The sequence below is a fragment of the Priestia endophytica DSM 13796 genome (assembly GCF_900115845.1).
In the GTDB taxonomy this organism is placed as follows: domain Bacteria; phylum Bacillota; class Bacilli; order Bacillales; family Bacillaceae_H; genus Bacillus_I; species Bacillus_I endophytica.
On the sequence record NZ_FOXX01000024.1, the window covers coordinates 27,630 to 44,422 of the forward strand.

The window sequence follows — 16,793 nt, forward strand, 5'->3', positions numbered from 1 at the left end:
GCATACATTTTGGAATCTGTATTATACAATTTCATTCTATATATTCATCTAGATGTACAGTAGCCTTTTACGCTGTATAAAAGTACAGTCACACTGTACTTTTCATTTTATAACCAAGACAGGAGTGGGCAATATGGCTGAACTTGAACAGCATGAGGAGTTTGCCGCCTTGCTATCAAAGGGTGTTAAGTCATTAAAGCATCACCCTAATTACAAAATAAAAAGAAACAGAAGTGAGAGCGCTTCTCTAGGTCAATCTTATTTAGATAAGATTGCGTATCAAATAGGTGTGTCTTCTAACACCATTAAGAGTTGGATGGGACAAATGGGTTTAAAATATATTCCAGGACGGATAGACGATGGAAAACTTTTTGGGATCCTGTGGACTATTATCAAGGAAGAGTATATGAACAAAGAATGGTTCACAAATGTATTAGCAACAACTTCAATTCCTACTATTACACCACCAATTCCTGTTTGGGTAGCTTCTTGTTTTAGGAAAGCAAAGATATTGAGAAGTGATTCTTCATTTGGTCCACCAAATGAAGGAGAAATCAACGAGGTTATTTCAAAACTATTTGATTCCCCTCCCTCTCATCCAAAGCCTGAGCTAAAGGAAGAGCCGTTAATGCATAACTTGCCTACCCGCGGATCAGGACAATTTATTGGTCGTCACCATGAACTAGAAGTTATTAGACAATGGATTCATTCTCCTTCTCCAGTTTGTCTTATTGCAGGATGGGCAGGCATGGGCAAAACTACAATAGCCCTTGAAGCCGCATATTTATGTATTGAACAGATAAACAGAAACCAGGATTGGCCTGTATTTAAACATATTATTTGGATTAATGGTGATTGGAAAGGATTAAGTTTTAATGACTTCTTAGATACGATTGCCTACCAGCTAGGACGTGCAGAGCAAATTGACAAATCTATTGCAGAAAAACGCCTTGTTGTTCGAAATGTCTTAGCAATTTATTCTCAACAACAACCTCTACTTCTTATTGTAGATAGTATCGACACAGCTGAAAGTGAGATTTACGAGTTTGTCATGGGCCTTCCTCAAGGAGTGAAGGTCATTTTAACCGCTCGTGAAAATTTAAATCAAAAATATAAAGCAGGCTTTTTAGAAATAAATACGATTCAACTTAAAGGGTTTGAGGAGGAGGAAGCATCGGATTTCTTCTCTTATGAAATAAGTCGACATATCCAAACTTACCTTTCCTCAAACAAAAAAACAAAGATAGAGCAATTATCGAGTATTCCTCTAAATGTTCAAAAGGAGCTTATTTTAGCTACTGCTGGCAATCCTAAAGCACTATCACTTAGCATTGCTTATATTCTAGATAATAATATCCCTGTTGAACAACTTATCCAAAAAATAAGAAATGCCGGTTACTCCCTTGTTGAGCTATTTGATTTTTTATTTGGCAGTACATGGGGAAAGTGTAATGAAGATACTCAACGGCTATGGCAAGTGCTATGTTTCTTTCATAGACCCCCCGACGAGAAAAGTTGGGCTACAGCCGCTGGGTTGGACTCTCGAAGATTTCATTATGCTGTTGAGAAGCTGCGTACTCATGCTCTTGTACAACAGAATTATATTGGGGATAAACCACATTATTTAGCACATCAAACAGTAGTAACTTATGGTAAACAACATTTAGATGCTGATGAGGATTTTAAGAAAAACTCAAGAAAGCGTTGGAGCCAGTATTATATTGAGTATTTAGATACCCATTTAAAACGGGAAAAACCACAATTCATATATTGGAGCTATTTACTTGGACGAGATTTAGATAAAATTAAACAAGAATGGCCTAATATTTTAAAAGTTTTAGAATGGGCAAGTAATCATGCTGAGAAAGAATTAGTAATGAATTTAATCATCCGTCTCAGCCATTTTCTAAGTCGGGTTAACCTACCGCTAAGAATTCAGTATGGGTTAGAGGCTGCTGATTACGCTCATCAACTGAATGATAAAGTTTCTGAGGCTTTAATTCGAATTGATATCATTGGATGGGCCCTTATGGAAGTCAATAAGTTAGAAGAGGCATATAGTCAAATAGAAGAAGGACTCCGCATATTAAAAGCAACAGATGAGATTCATCAAGAAGCGCACGATCTTAAGATTTGGGGACTTGCTTTAAAATCAAAATTTTTTTTAAAAATAGACCGGATAGAAGAAGCAAAGAAAATATTAAAGAAGATATATAATGTCCCTGTTGTACCTGTTATCAAACATCGCGTTTTATTAATGCAAGGAGACTTTTGTTTACTGACTAAAAATTATAAAGAAGCTATTCATTTTTATGAATTAGCAAATGAGAAGAGCATGTTATATGGAGGCGAAAAAACGATTGAAGCATATTTCAACCTAGGATTAGCCTATATGCATTGCGATTTCTATGAAAAAGCAGAAAAGATGTTCAATAACCTTCTTTATAATCAAAATAAACCAAATCAAATTGAGCTTATCTACTGCTATTATGGCAAAGCTCAAATACTTGCTCGAAAAAGAAAGTACAAGGAAGCATATGATTTAAATGAAAAAGTCATTGACTTAATTCACTCATGGGAACCAACTATTAATATCCGTCAAGAAGTAGAGAAATTTCATAAATCAATAAATGAAAACTTACTAAAAAATACACATATAAGGGATGGCATCTAGCCATCCCTTATATGTGTATTTTGAACCTTTCCTATTGGACGGATTCCCAACGAGCAACCTCTTCCTTCACTTTTGGCGCTACTTTTGTCCCCAAAAGTTCAATGGCTCTCATGACATCTTCATGTGGCATTGTCCCAACTGGAACATGAAGCATAAAGCGTTCTATCCCAACGTTCTTACGCAAGTGAATGATTTTCTCCGCTACTGTATCTGCATCCCCTACGTAAAGAGCTCCTTCAAAACTTCGGGCCGCATCAAAGCTTGAGCGGTTATAAGGTCCCCAACCACGTTCTTTTCCAAGTTTGTTCATCGCATATTGTGTAGGAGGGAAAAACTTATCAGCAGCTGTTTCTGTATCATCTGCAATAAACCCATGAGAATGGGAAGCCACTTTTAATTTAGATGAGTCATGACCTGCATGCTCTGCTGCTTTTTTATATAGCTCCACAAGCGGAGCAAAATGAAGTGGGCTGCCCCCGATAATCGCCAACACAAGTGGAAGACCAAGAAGCCCTGCTCTTACAACAGACTCTTGGTTTCCTCCACTTCCAATCCAAATTGGTAACGGTTTTTGAACAGGCCTTGGGTAGACACCTAAATTCTCAATAGCTGGTCTATGCTTTCCGCTCCATGTAATCTTCTCAGACATTTGTAGCTTTAAGAGCAAATCTAACTTTTCATCAAACAGTTCTTCATAATCTCTTAAATCATAACCAAAGAGCGGAAATGACTCAATAAAAGACCCTCTCCCTGCCATAATCTCAGCACGCCCATTTGAAATGCCGTCAAGTGTTGCAAAGTCTTGAAAAACGCGAACAGGATCTGCTGAGGAAAGAACAGTCACAGCGCTTGTTAAGCGAATATTCTCGGTCTGTGAAGCCGCTGCTGCCAATATAACAGCAGGAGAAGAAGCAGCATAGTCTTCCCGATGATGTTCTCCTACCCCAAATACGTCTAATCCAACTTGATCTGCCAGAACAATTTCCTCTACCACTTCTCGAATTCGTTGTGCATGACTGATTACTTCTCCTGTCCTTACATCTGGAGTTGTTTCTACAAAGGTGCTAATTCCTATCTCCATTTATCGTATCCTCCTTCAGAATCACGGTCTTTATGATTGATATTTAAAAGGAAAGTCTTCTATCCCCTCATGCAAAGCTTTTTCCCATTGTGAAAATTGTGTAATGGGCACTTTCCCCCAGAATTGTAGTCCAGACATTTCAAATGAAACACTAATAAAGTATTGATCCCCTTTCTCTTCACAACCATACCAATGAGGGGAATCAACATGATCTCTTAAATAACATGGCAAGATCTTGTATACCTTCCCTAGCATTTCATACGTCTCTTTATTAAATTGGTACTCATCCACCATATATACTCGTTCAAATTCTAATATATCGTCTCTAAATTTGTAGCAGTTATTGTAATAATGTTCATCTTCTATAATTTTACTCATTACCGTTCTTCTCCTTTGGTTATTTAGCCTTTATATTATCTTGCATAGAAGCTCCAACAACGGCATTTACAGACCTTACAAGTAGCAATAACTTATATGTATTGGAAAGAGTATTCATAGATTCCGTACCTGTCATAAATAAAAGTAAAATGTATTTCACCTTTCCACTTTTGTGTATTCTAATTAACACTGTAATCTTAATAATAATGCCTCAGGTGCCAATAAAAAAGCAATATACTCATGTGTTTTAAAATACTAACTTGTAGTTAAAGAAACAACGGCTAGTTTTTAATACTATTGCATACATTGTTAAAGAAGAGGAATTTGTTTAAATAAAAAAACCCTTTCTCGGAGATCTGAGAAAGGGTTTTGCAAAACGTAAAATTAACGTTTTGAGAACTGAGGTGCACGCCGAGCGCCTTTAAGACCGTATTTTTTACGTTCTTTCATTTATATATTAAATATGAAAAAATTAGAAATAAAATGATTTACTAAAAACCTGATTTATCAGGCTTTTTTCGCTATTAAAACCAAGTTAAAAAGAAACAGCACTTGCCAGATGGTGGAGTGCTGTTTTAAATATGGGTGTTATTTCATTTTATGTGGAGTATATGGACACTTTAATGGGAGTAGTTTTCTTAACCTACAACTAAGTACATATTGCCCTATACCTTCATCAGCTGTGCAAACTTCCCCTCAGCCAAGGACGAGGGCGATAGGGACCAATTGGAATTTGGATTAGGCTGGTCCTTCCTTGTTGATCCATTTTATAGAGTTCATCACTCAAATTCGCATCAAATCCAAGAAGCGGATGCCCTCCCATCCCGAGAGCTTGTGCTGCCAAAAGCAATCGTTGCACGAGCATGCCTGCTTCCATCTGTTGGATTCGATAGCCCCTGTATCCTAGTTCTGTTTTATAAAATTCCTTGTCACCAGCTACATGCAGGCAAAGTGGTACCTGGAGCAAATTCACATTATCCAGAGACATCCCAGTCTGTAAATGGAGTCGATGGTCCCCTGGGCATATTTCTCTTAACATGTGTTCTGTGCTGTCATAATAATACGCCCCATTTGAAATACCTTCAACATTATATAAACAACTGTAAATTGTTACACGAGGGACGTTACTCCTATATACTACATCCAAATCATTTCGGTATAAAAAAGAAGCCGTTGCTTCTAGGAGAAGGGTGGCCAGTTGTTGTTGACTCACCATCCTCAACACGAAATCCATGTCGGGAGAAAACCGATTTCCGCATGCCTCGGCCAGATCATACGACAGGGGCTCTATTTTAGGCAATGCCACCGCGGGATCCCTACGTTCCGCAGTTCCCCTCCCCCCGATCACCCGAAATGAACGTGTGGAATCCAGCTTAGAAGCTGCGTTCATCGCAGTTATCATTGGATATTCTTTAACACTAAGTGACCGCTCGAAATGTTCTGGTTGAATCGCTGGCAGCTCTTGTCTCAATTCCTCCGATATAATATCTTCGTATAGGTCCCTTCCGGTAGGAGACCAAATGGTGGCTTCCACCGATAGTGGGATTATACTATATACGCTCTCCTCCTGCTCGGATAGTCCAAGCAGATGATTGATTGCGGTATCAAGAAATTGAAAGTAAACCCCTGAGGCGAAGCCAAACCGTTTCGCTACCTCCATTAATTGTCCAATCAGCACACCAGCATCCAACCCTTGGAGTCGGTATGCAAAGTTGTTGTATTTAAAGAAATTTTTCCAGAACATTGTAGACACAAAGACAATACCAAAACACGAGGAGATATCACACCGATTGCCTAAAGCTCTGGCTAAATAGGAATCGAAATTCCCTTCCCGCAGCAATACCAGGCTATGGTGTGCTACATCATAATGGTAGACTCCATCAGGGAGTCCCTCTACCTTCAAATATACGTACAATTCGTTAGGGTACAACGCTCCACCAGAAGGAGCAAACCGCCGATACGACTGCAAAGGGTAGGAATCTTGCTCCGTGGAATCCATTGGAAAGGCTGATTGGCTCAATTGAGTAAAACCGAATACATACCAGAGAAAATGACTGACTCTATTAAGGTCCAATCTTGCGGGAGGTCCTCCTCTAGTAAGCGTCAGCGGTACTTCCGTGGACAGTGGAACAACCGGTAATCCACGATAAAGTTTATATGCCAGTGGTGCATCCTCCCAATCCGCTTCCCAGTTCGGCTGATTTGCCTTATCAATATCAAAATGCAGATTGTATAGAAATTCTTCCAGGCTCATCCTATACCTCCTAATCACTTCTTATGGAAACGGATGGGGATGTGGATTGAGTTGTTCGGGTGTCAATGGTTTATTCGTATACCCAAGCTCCATAGGGATTCGGAATACCCTCTCAAGTCCCGTCAAGCGGGTAAGGTGATGCCCGAATGTCATCGGCAACATCCCCGGAATCAGTACTTTTACGCAATACAATCCGTTTCGTATCGTTTCCGGCGTCGTCTGGTCTATTATAACTACATCAAGGTTTAACTGACGGAACACCTGAAGGATGTCTTGCAAATCATCGGTAAGATCCCTATGATTTGACTTCCACTTAAACTCCTCTTTAAAAGATCGCATTGGGCCATTGTCGTCAAGCAAAAAGCTTAAGCGCTCTTCTGCTTGCGGCAAACCGTACAGCATGCCGTGGTCATCCATCTGCCGCACTAGTGAAGAATCATGCAGCATTCTTTCATACTCCTCCTGGTTCGCCTCAAATTTTTCATCAAGGTTCAGCATCATACCAGCAAGCTCTTGAACTGCGCTTTTCACTGCCCGTACTGGATCCAGATGAGCTCCGGCCGCACAGATGAGATTCAATCCCTTTTCCTTTCTGTTTTTAGCAATTGCCCAAATACTTGGAATACCGTGTTCCATCGTGGAGTTATACAAATATAAATCATACCCAGCGACCGCTCGCATCCGTCCGACCATTAACTCCAATTCCTGGTCGTCAGCTGTAAAAGGATCCAGTCGCGGAAGGTTCAGCTTCGCGTACCAAGTCATCAGGAATGAATCACGCTCGACCACTTCCATAATTCCATAAAAAATGGCCTCCTCTAAACTTCCTCCTAGCGCACATCCATTGGAAGTTTCATAGATAAAACCTTGTGACCCACATCCAACACTGTAATAGGCAAGGAGTTCTGGAACTAGAATTGGACGCCCTTCTAACAACGAATAACCCCATACCCAATTAATAGAACGATCAGGATCGAACGATTTAAATGGAAAACTAGGCTGCGCATATTGTTCTTTTGCATGGACGCCTACCTTCAATGGATTGAGCGCTTGATTTTTCAGGTTACGAAAACTATCATAGATCACTGTCCGTTTACCACGTGGTTCTAAACCGCAGTGCCGCTCCAATCCCTCTAAAATGGCTGTCAACACACTTTCTGCGTATGAATGAGTCCGGCCAGCTGTTCCCTCATCCCCGGCAAACATAGGAAGATTGACGCTCGCATCAGCAAATGGAGTCACTAGGTCATACATTTTACTATTCAAAAGGCCGGTACGATTATCCAGATAGTCTTTAACAATAACTTTTTTCATCTCATCCAACTGACGGCATCGGAAAATACTGGAACTGAGTTTCAGGCTTGGCTGCAGTGAAATTCGGGATAATGTCTGTGAATCGTCGGGTAATCGACCACAGACCGAACACAATGGGTTGGGCAGAAAAGAATGCCATGAGCTCTTCAGTGTTTTCAAGTCAATTAGACATATCTTACCTTCCGAATAAGCCTGATCACCTTGTAATAAATTCTGTACCTCAACCCCAATCAGGTAAGCCATTTGCAAAAGTCCGATACTTGAAGCCCACGGGTCACTTCCCATTCCTCCGGTCACAGCCAGCCTCTGTTTCACCTGCCACATCTCTGTGCGGTCACATCCTCCCATGAGACGTCTCATGTCCGCACATTGAGAGCAACCTGCTGCACCTGGTCGTACGAGCGGACCAACTACACCTTCTCCAAATGAAACGAAGCCTCTGAGCCAGGGGGTACCAGTCTTTCGTAACACTTCTTCCGCCTTTTGGTGAACAGAGGGTTCCCAATCGTCATCCAAAAAAAGGGCCAAATCAATATTTTTTGGAACGCCTTCGTCAAAATTGGGCTTACGAATAACTAGATGGTGTGCTGACAGTTCTTCGCTTACAAGGTCCGCTAGCACCCCTTCTCCGACAACCAACACGAAGGAACTCAATGTGATCCCTCCTCTCGCAGCAAAACACCAAACACTCCGTCTAGTTGCTCTTTAAAAACAGGTTCAATCCCTAATTCAAATACTAAGACCCGTTTTCCGTTTTGTTCCAATATTTCCATAGCTCCCTGTAAGACGTCCGCTTGTATCTTCTCTTCACACGCAGGAATGCTAAGACTAACTGGCATTTTGTTTTCCAAAAGTACGGACGTTACCTCACAAGCTAGTTCATTAGAGGTATTCGATTTGTTTTGCACTTTGATAAGTGCCTGCTGTAATGCCTTCTGTAATGCCATTGTTATATTTAAATCTGCACTACCATACCATCCATCTTTTGTACCTACCCATACTACAGGAAAACCGAATACTTCCTTTCCTCTTCCGATAATTGGTGCTCCCTGCATCGTAGTCAGTGCCTCTAAATAGAACCGACATCTCTCATCTTCTATAAAACTCAACTGTACTCGAGAGACAGAATACTTTTGATTAAGTTGTTGCTTGCTAAGCTCCTCTGCCAAACACTTTTGCAACCCACGGCCAACACCTTCCACAAAAGATTCACCAGCTCCAACCCCGACAATGTCCTCCGGTACTACTACACTTCCATCAACATTTTTATTTAGTGGCAGAGTATTAACGATTAAACTGACCATTCGTGACACATACGTTTCAATCCCAGTTAGTCCTGCTTCTCTTCTTGCCTCCTCATGAGTCAAACCTGAACAGACAATGTCTTGCATCAACTCAGCTGGTCCATCCGACAACGGGTCGACTGCCTGAACGCGGCACTGAGCTAACGGAAGCTGCTTTAAATCTCCCTCCTCCCAAATATGGAAGATTCCCAATTCCTCTGATGTCAACTGGTTGAAATAAAGAAGTAATTTACCTGACTCAACTTTCTCTAAGCCTACTTGGAGACGGCTTCCGACATCTTCAACCCATTCTGCAGATATACCACTTGTTACCAGTGGATGAGATAAAAATGAATGCCAGTTTCCCTCTAATGTATCTAAATCCAGAAGAAAAATCCTATTCTTCTGTTCCAATCCTATGACTCCTGTAACCTCTTTAAACAATTCAAATACGATTACATTGGCTAACAACGAGCCTGGAGTGGCAGAGAAGGCAGGGGGTTGCTCATTTTTGAATAAGGCAGAATGGTGTAAACGGCGCCATGCTGTCTCCCAACACACCTCGGAATCTGGATGTACTAATGGACCTGCTAAACCTACCTGTTGCAGGCATATAGCGGGGAGAAACATTTTCTTCTCTTCCCTGCAAACTATATGAAGCTGTCTAAGTTTCTCTAGTTCACCCTCCTGACTCACATACAAAATCGAATCAAAGGGCTTCACTATTTCTCGCCACCCCTCCTTCTTTTGTGGAATCTCCTTTAAGTCAACCTCTGGGTCTATTTTTCGTGCATGTTCCACAAGTTCTTTTAACCTCTGTCTATTGGTCGGAACCTCGTCTGTGATTAGCACCCGGACCTTAGTCAAACCAGATTCAATCAACGAAGAGACCAATGAATTTAAAATAGGACCAGAGCCAACTGCCAGCACTTTGTTCTGACGAAAAGCTTGAAAACGGGCCGCTCCAGAACCAACTAAATTATCCACAAATTCAATTTGAGATGCATGCTTTTTAAGGTGATAATCCGACAATTGATGCGGAAGGTCCTGGCTTAAATCTCGAACATACCCATTCGTATACAGCACTTCTGCAATTTCATATACCCGATCCCGATATGGTCCAGACAAACCGTTAGTCAAACTCCCTAAAGTATACTCCCCATTGAACATCGGTAACAACTTTTCAATCCACTGATCGATCCCACTGCCTTCGATACGGAATGAACTTAAGTTGTTTCGAAAATACACACCTCTGTTTGGTTCAGGGAGATAGAACGTGTCCCTCTTCACTTTCAAACGCATAGAAGGGTTCAAATTTGTCATCTCTCTCCTCCTTACCCCTTGTAACCATAAATGTTCAATAACACTACCACTATCATCGTATGTACAGCAATTTGTCCGTTATGTCTTATCTTATAGAGAAAGACCCCTGCAACAATGCAGGGGACCTTCTCAAATAGAAGAATAAACTACTAATCGGCTTAGCTGCCGCCACCACAACGGCCACCGCCGCTACATCTGGAGCAACGTGAGCAACGTGAGCAACGTGAGCAACGAGCACAACTAAAGCAGTTAAAACAACGGAAGCAACTAAAGCAGTTAAAACAGTTAAAACAGTTAAAGCATCGGCCAAAACCAAATCCCACACCAACAAATTGTCGATCCTGATCGGTATAGTACTGATTTTGATCCCAAGTGACTGCCTGAGTCGCTTGGAAATCACCAACATTCAACATTTGAAGTTCATTTTGGAAATCATTCATTTTCTTTTCCTCCTCAAATAAATTAACAAAGGTGTCAGCAATTTAAAACGGGAACAACCGAGTTAAATCGAAAAAACTGTACACCAGATGAATACATTAAATGTTTCAAATACTCTTCAACAAATTATGTACAATAGATGGGTATTGTTACTGATACAAAAGCCTAATTTAAAGGAACGGGAAAAAACCGTTCAAAACGAAAACAGGATCATTATAAAAAAACGCCTGAATCGGCGGCTGAATCATCAAAACTAGTGTATTATTTTTAGCTATTCATATGCTCAACACTTTTACCTTCAACAACGGCTTTATTTCCTCCAATCGACAGCCTCGTGACAAATATAAGCATAAGCATTGCACCAAGCAATTGGACGCTTTGGAGCATCGTAACGAACCAAGTGACTGAAATGATAATGACGGTTAAAGTCTCTACGCTTGATAAAATATTCATTTCCACCGCGCTGATATCCTTCTCAGTAAAATTGAACTTCTTCCATGTTAAATAAAAGTTCCTTTGTAGCCTTTTTAGCTGTAGAATACGTTTTTTCCTTGCTTTATTACATGAAATTTCTATTAAAAAATACATTAAAGGTATTATTATATGAAGCAACTGTTGAAACAAAAAGGTATAACTATGACTGAATTTCATGAGATTACAGAAATCTCTCAGAATGCTTTGAGCCATATTTCAAATGGTAAAAGTAATGGAATTCAATTTAATACATTAGATAAAATACTAGAAGCAACTAATTCCAAAATTGAGGAACTTATTGAACATGGGGAGGAGTTATATTCTCTTTTTATCAGATTAGAACATAATAAAAGTAAAAAACCTAATTTCTTAGGTTGGGGATTCAAAGGGTAGTCATTTTACATCTAAATAAATAAAAAACCCTTTCTCGAAAATACGAGAAAGGGTTGTAAAACGTTGATATATAAAAGATATTAACGTTTTGAGAACTGAGGTGCACGACGAGCGCCTTTAAGACCGTATTTTTTACGTTCTTTCATACGAGCGTCACGAGTTAATAGACCTTCAGGTTTTAGTGTTGCGCGATATTCTGGGTCTGCTTGTAATAGTGCACGAGCGATACCGTGGCGGATTGCTCCAGCTTGACCAGTGAATCCTCCACCGTTTACGTTTACTAATACATCATAGTTCCCAAGAGTTTCTGTTGCAGCAAGAGGTTGTTTTACAACTTCTCTTAGTGCTGCAGATGAAAGATAGTTCTCGATTTCACGACCGTTAACAACGATGTTTCCGTTACCTGGTACTAGACGTACACGAGCAACAGAGCTTTTACGACGACCTGTTCCGTAATATTGTACCTGTGCCAATATAATTCCCTCCTTACGTATTATCCGCGAAGTTCGTAAACTTCTGGTTTTTGTGCTTCATGTGGATGAGTGTCTCCTGCAAACACATGTAATTTTTTAAACATTTGACGACCTAAGCTACCTTTTGGAAGCATTCCACGGATTGCTAGTTCAAGCATTTTCTCTGAATAGTTAGTACGCATTTCAAGAGCCGTGCGAGATTTAAGTCCGCCTGGATGTTGACTGTGACGGTAGTAAATCTTGTCAGTCAATTTTTTACCTGTTAATTCGATTTTTGCTGCATTAAGAATGATTACATGATCACCAGTATCAACGTGTGGTGTGTAAGTTGGTTTATGTTTCCCGCGTAGAATAGAAGCAACTTCGCTAGCAAGACGACCTAAAGTTTTACCTTCTGCGTCGATTACAAGCCATTTGCGCTCTACTTCACTTGCTTTCGCCATATAAGTTGTACGCATGTTTTACCCTCCTAGAATTTCAACTTTCGAACGTTTTATTTTAAACACGATTAATTTCCGGGGCTAATCGTGGGTTTAAAATTACATACATATGTTATATTAGCCTGTTGTATTCCCAATGTCAAGAGGATGTTACACCAGGTTTAGTTGTCATAGTAAACTTTCCACAAGTATAGCCCATGTCCAGGTGCAGTTTTGCCTGTTAGAGTGCGATTTTTCGCCTCTAGCATCCCTGAAATATCTTTTGTAAAACTTTTTCCGCTACCAAGATCAAGAAGTGTTCCCACTAAAATTCGGACCATATTATAAAGAAATCCGTTTCCTACAAATCTAAATGTAAGCACGTCCCCTTCTTCAATAATTTCCGCTTCATAGATTGTTCTCACTTTATCTTCTATCTCCGTCTTTGCTGAACAAAAACTTGTAAAATCATGTGTACCAATTACGCCCTTTATAGCTTCCTTCATCACCTTACGATCTAACTCGTATGGAACATGGTGCATATAATGCCTTAAGAACACATCGCGACTTTTGCTGCAAAGCACTTTGTAACGGTATTCCTTCTTTTTCACGCTAAAACGAGCGTGAAAATCTTCTGACGTTTCCTTTGTATCAACTACTACAATATCTTCTGGCAAGAGCGCATTAGCTCCGCGCTCAATCTGGTTTACGCTAATAGTGCTTGTAGTATCAAAGTGAAACACTTGCCCTTTAGCATGGACAGACGCATCTGTGCGTCCTGAGGCATGGATTTTCACTTCCTTACCTCCATGGAGACGGGTAAGGGCCTTTTCAATCTCTTCTTGCACAGTACGGCCATTAGGCTGAATTTGATAGCCTGAAAACAGTGTTCCGTCATATGCTACAGTACATTGAATTCTTCGCATCTCTCACATCTCCTAGACTCTTACGATAAATAGAGCAGCAGCAACAATAACAAATATGATAAGGGCCATAGTATCAATAGACCCCCAGCTAAGCTGACGATACTTTGTCCGTCCTTCTCCACCTTGATACCCTCTTGCTTCCATAGCTGTTGCTAGCTCTTCTGCACGTTTAAAAGCGCTAATAAAAAGCGGAATTAAGAGTGGAACAACAGCTTTGAGGCGATCTTTAATAGGTCCGCTCGAAAAATCTACTCCACGTGCTGTTTGAGCCTTCAAAATTTTGTCTGTTTCATCCATCAAAGTGGGGATAAAACGAAGTGAAATAGACATCATAAGTGCTAATTCATGAACAGGGAAACGGACTTTCTTTAATGGATGTAAAAGGGTCTCCATGCCATCTGTTACCTCAATTGGTGTTGTTGTAAGAGTTAACAGGGTTGTAAGTAAAATTAAGAATAAGAACCGAAGCGAAATATAAATCCCTTGAATAACTCCGCCTTCATAGATCTTCAGAAAACCAATGTCTGCGATTACTTCTCCTTCTCTCGTCATAAAAATATGAAGGAGAAAGGTGAAAATAATAATAAACAATATTGGCTTTAGTCCTTTAATAATGAAATAAATCGGAACTCGACTCACAAGTACTGCTAAAATAGCAAACAAACCAATAATGCTGTAGCTTACAATATTATTCGCAAGAAAAATAACAGCTACATAGAAAAAAACGATAATAAGCTTTGCTCGAGGGTCCATACGATGAATAAAAGAATCTCCTGGAACATACTGACCAATAATCATATTATTCATCATGAGCTTGTCCTCCAAAAAGCTTTGTGACCTCTTCTACGGCCTTTTTAAATGTAATAGCATCATGACTAAGGGAGACGCCCAAACGCTGTTCTAGATCCAATATGAACTGGAGAGGCTCTGGGATATCTAATCCAATCTCTTTAAGCTTTTCATGTTGCTTAAAGATTTCCTTTGGTGTTCCGCTCATTGAAACTTTCCCTTTATCCATTACAATAATGCGATCTGCATATTGTGCTGCATCTTCCATACTGTGCGTTACAAGTACAATCGTTAACCCTTGTTCTTTATTTAAAGAGGAAATCAAATTCATAATCTCATTACGCCCTCTTGGATCAAGTCCTGCTGTTGGCTCATCAAGAACAAGCACTTGCGGTTCCATTGCTAAAATCCCTGCAATTGCCACACGGCGCATCTGTCCACCGCTTAAATCAAACGGTGATTTCTGTAGAACTTCCTTTGGCAAACCAACTATTGTAGCAAGCTCATTTGCCCTTTTCTTCGCTTCCTCTTCTGAAACCCCAAAGTTCATCGGACCAAAACAAATATCTTTTTCAACAGTCTCATCAAAGAGCTGATGTTCAGGAAACTGAAAGACAACGCCAACGCGTTTGCGAACTTCTTTTAAGTGCTTTTCTTTCTTACCACTTTCAATGATACGATCTCCTATTTGGATACTCCCTTTAGTTGGCTTCAAAAGGGCATTCAAATGCTGGATAACTGTTGACTTACCAGAGCCTGTATGACCGATTAACGATACGAACTGACCAGAGGGAATGGATAGCGATACATCTTCTAATGCTAATCGTTCAAAAGGCGTTTTAAGCTGATAACGATGTTCTACATTTTTGAATATAATCTCCATAGTTCCTCCACTAAGTTGTCCGTCGTTAAATGAATATGTTCTAAAGAAATTCCTTTGTCCCGCAGAACATGACTAATTTGGCTAGCAAGTGGAAAATCAAGGCCAATCTCAGTCAATTTGCTGCCAAGTTCAAAAATCTCTGAAGGTGTTCCAGTTGCAAAAAGTTCTCCTTTATTGAGGACAATTGCTCTATCAGCTTTCGCTACTTCATTGAGGTCATGGGTAATGGAGATAATCGTTAAATTGCGCTGATTTTTTAACAAACGAATGGTTTCGAGAACTTCACTACGCCCTTTTGGATCAAGCATTGATGTTGCTTCATCTAAAAGGATAACATCAGGTGCCATTGCGACAACACCAGCAATACCAATTCGCTGCTTCTGACCACCAGATAGACGATGTGGCTCATACTTCTCGAATCCTTTCATTCCAACAACTTCAATTGCTTCCTCTACTCTTTTTCTCATCTCTTCATATGGAAAGCCATTATTCTCTAACCCAAAAGCAACGTCATCTTCAACTGTTGAACCTACAAATTGATTATCAGGATTTTGAAATACCATTCCAATATGGCGACGTACATCCCATACAGAATCTTCTGTAAGCATAAGATCTGCTACTTTCACAGAACCTTGTTCAGGTAGAATGAGGCCGTTTAAAATTTTAGCAAGTGTTGATTTTCCTGAGCCATTATGTCCTGCAATTGCAAGCCATTCTCCCTTATAAACATTAAGAGATAAATTGTTTAGCACATAAGGTCCATCTTCTTCATACCGAAAATACAAGTCTTTCACTTCTATGACTGAGTTTGACATATACAGCCCCCTCTACTATGCTCCTCTAGGCTAATTCGTTTCAACATATAAAAAAAGGGCATTGAGCAGTTGAGAATAACTGTCACGCCCTTGTAGCACCTATATTGTTCAAATGGGCGTCAGACACTTTCTTTAAAAAAGAAGAGAATCCATACGCCCTAAGAACTTCATATATTAAACTAACTCGATGATAGCCATTGGAGCACCGTCACCACGACGAGGTCCAAGTTTCATAATACGAGTGTAGCCACCTTGACGGTCAGCATAACGAGTAGCCACGTCGCTGAAAAGTTTTTGAACAGCGTCTTGACCAGTCTCTTCGTTTGCTACTTCGTGGCGGATGTATGCTGCAGCTTGACGGCGAGCATGTAGATCTCCACGTTTACCAAGAGTGATTAGTTTTTCTACAACAGACTTAAGTTCTTTTGCTTTTGGTTCTGTTGTTTCAATGCGCTCACTGATGATTAAGTCAGTTGCTAAATCGCGAAGAAGTGCTTTACGTTGTGCACTTGTACGACCTAATTTTTGATATCCCATGAGTATTTCCCTCCTTCGTTACTAATTCGCTATCTATCAATCGTCTTTACGTAGTCCTAGACCAAGCTCTTCAAGTTTAGCTTTCACTTCTTCAAGAGATTTACGTCCTAAGTTACGTACTTTCATCATATCTTCTTCTGTTTTATTCGCAAGCTCTTGTACTGTGTTAATGCCAGCACGTTTTAAGCAGTTGTAAGAACGTACAGAAAGGTCAAGCTCTTCAATCGTCATTTCAAGAACTTTCTCTTCTTCTTTTTCAACCATAATCTCTGCTTTTTGTGCCTCATCTGTTAATCCAACAAAGATGTTTAAATGCTCTGTTAGGATTTTAGCACCTAG

At 40.2% G+C, this 16,793-nt stretch carries 17 protein-coding genes and 1 pseudogene; 2 read left to right on the forward strand and 16 right to left on the reverse strand.

Annotated features, from left to right (window positions below):
* Nucleotides 1-133 precede the first annotated feature (133 nt).
* Nucleotides 134-2,674, forward strand: coding sequence for a tetratricopeptide repeat protein (locus BM012_RS24065; RefSeq protein WP_061802657.1), 2,541 nt, complete (start codon nucleotides 134-136; stop codon nucleotides 2,672-2,674).
* Nucleotides 2,675-2,705: 31 nt separating this feature from the next.
* On the opposite strand, the gene BM012_RS24070 is transcribed toward BM012_RS24065, so the two are convergent.
* The 8 genes and pseudogenes from BM012_RS24070 to BM012_RS24105 form a co-directional block, all read right to left on the reverse strand.
* Nucleotides 2,706-3,755, reverse strand: a complete 1,050-nt coding sequence (locus BM012_RS24070) for an LLM class flavin-dependent oxidoreductase (RefSeq protein WP_061802656.1) — start codon at nucleotides 3,753-3,755, stop codon at nucleotides 2,706-2,708.
* Between the two features lie 30 nt (nucleotides 3,756-3,785).
* On the reverse strand, nucleotides 3,786-4,133 hold the full coding sequence (locus BM012_RS24075) for a hypothetical protein (protein ID WP_197232386.1): 348 nt from the start codon (nucleotides 4,131-4,133) through the stop codon (nucleotides 3,786-3,788).
* Between the two features lie 384 nt (nucleotides 4,134-4,517).
* Nucleotides 4,518-4,583, reverse strand: a pseudogene (rpsI, locus tag BM012_RS24080) (30S ribosomal protein S9); the annotation flags it as partial.
* Nucleotides 4,584-4,809: 226 nt separating this feature from the next.
* Nucleotides 4,810-6,387: a SagB family peptide dehydrogenase gene (locus BM012_RS24085; RefSeq protein WP_061802655.1), complete on the reverse strand. Its 1,578-nt coding sequence runs from the start codon at nucleotides 6,385-6,387 to the stop codon at nucleotides 4,810-4,812.
* A gap of 21 nt (nucleotides 6,388-6,408) precedes the next feature.
* Nucleotides 6,409-8,355 carry a TOMM precursor leader peptide-binding protein gene (locus tag BM012_RS24090; RefSeq protein ID WP_061802654.1) on the reverse strand — a complete coding sequence of 649 codons (1,947 nt, stop codon included), beginning with the start codon at nucleotides 8,353-8,355 and terminating at the stop codon, nucleotides 6,409-6,411.
* A complete protein-coding gene (locus tag BM012_RS24095; protein WP_061802653.1) occupies nucleotides 8,352-10,307 on the reverse strand; it encodes a putative thiazole-containing bacteriocin maturation protein in 1,956 nt (651 codons plus the stop codon). Before BM012_RS24095 ends, BM012_RS24090 begins: the two co-directional genes overlap by 4 nt.
* Nucleotides 10,308-10,465: 158 nt before the next feature.
* Nucleotides 10,466-10,747 carry a heterocycloanthracin/sonorensin family bacteriocin gene (locus BM012_RS24100; protein ID WP_074842922.1) on the reverse strand — a complete coding sequence of 94 codons (282 nt, stop codon included), beginning with the start codon at nucleotides 10,745-10,747 and terminating at the stop codon, nucleotides 10,466-10,468.
* A 265-nt stretch (nucleotides 10,748-11,012) separates the two neighbouring features.
* Nucleotides 11,013-11,204 (reverse strand): hypothetical protein, encoded by a 192-nt coding sequence (locus BM012_RS24105; RefSeq protein ID WP_074842924.1) that lies wholly within the window; start codon nucleotides 11,202-11,204, stop codon nucleotides 11,013-11,015.
* Nucleotides 11,205-11,348: 144 nt separating this feature from the next.
* On the opposite strand from BM012_RS24105, the gene BM012_RS24110 reads away from it, so the two are divergent.
* The gene (locus BM012_RS24110; RefSeq protein WP_074842926.1) at nucleotides 11,349-11,612 is read left to right on the forward strand and encodes a helix-turn-helix domain-containing protein; all 264 of its coding nucleotides are present in this window, start codon (nucleotides 11,349-11,351) and stop codon (nucleotides 11,610-11,612) included.
* Nucleotides 11,613-11,692: 80 nt separating this feature from the next.
* Here the strand turns inward: BM012_RS24110 and rpsI (BM012_RS24115) are convergent, their stop codons facing one another.
* From rpsI (BM012_RS24115) to BM012_RS24150, 8 genes are all read right to left on the reverse strand, one after another.
* Complete coding sequence (gene rpsI, locus BM012_RS24115) at nucleotides 11,693-12,085, reverse strand: 30S ribosomal protein S9 (RefSeq protein WP_019394038.1); 393 nt, start codon at nucleotides 12,083-12,085, stop codon at nucleotides 11,693-11,695.
* A gap of 20 nt (nucleotides 12,086-12,105) precedes the next feature.
* Nucleotides 12,106-12,543 carry a 50S ribosomal protein L13 gene (rplM, locus tag BM012_RS24120; protein WP_019394039.1) on the reverse strand — a complete coding sequence of 146 codons (438 nt, stop codon included), beginning with the start codon at nucleotides 12,541-12,543 and terminating at the stop codon, nucleotides 12,106-12,108.
* A gap of 143 nt (nucleotides 12,544-12,686) precedes the next feature.
* Entirely contained in the window at nucleotides 12,687-13,430 is a 744-nt protein-coding gene (gene truA / locus BM012_RS24125; protein WP_061802649.1) for a tRNA pseudouridine(38-40) synthase TruA, read from the reverse strand.
* A 12-nt stretch (nucleotides 13,431-13,442) separates the two neighbouring features.
* Nucleotides 13,443-14,240, reverse strand: coding sequence for an energy-coupling factor transporter transmembrane component T family protein (locus BM012_RS24130; RefSeq protein ID WP_061802648.1), 798 nt, complete (start codon nucleotides 14,238-14,240; stop codon nucleotides 13,443-13,445).
* On the reverse strand, nucleotides 14,230-15,102 hold the full coding sequence (locus BM012_RS24135) for an energy-coupling factor ABC transporter ATP-binding protein (RefSeq protein WP_061802647.1): 873 nt from the start codon (nucleotides 15,100-15,102) through the stop codon (nucleotides 14,230-14,232). The genes BM012_RS24130 and BM012_RS24135 overlap by 11 nt, the downstream gene beginning before the upstream one ends.
* Complete coding sequence (locus BM012_RS24140) at nucleotides 15,078-15,917, reverse strand: energy-coupling factor ABC transporter ATP-binding protein (RefSeq protein ID WP_061802646.1); 840 nt, start codon at nucleotides 15,915-15,917, stop codon at nucleotides 15,078-15,080. The genes BM012_RS24135 and BM012_RS24140 overlap by 25 nt, the downstream gene beginning before the upstream one ends.
* Before the next feature lie 174 nt (nucleotides 15,918-16,091).
* Nucleotides 16,092-16,454: a 50S ribosomal protein L17 gene (rplQ, locus tag BM012_RS24145; protein WP_040056346.1), complete on the reverse strand. Its 363-nt coding sequence runs from the start codon at nucleotides 16,452-16,454 to the stop codon at nucleotides 16,092-16,094.
* Nucleotides 16,455-16,490: 36 nt separating this feature from the next.
* The coding region (locus BM012_RS24150) for a DNA-directed RNA polymerase subunit alpha C-terminal domain-containing protein (RefSeq protein WP_328586503.1) at nucleotides 16,491-16,793 on the reverse strand (303 nt) is incomplete at its 5' end.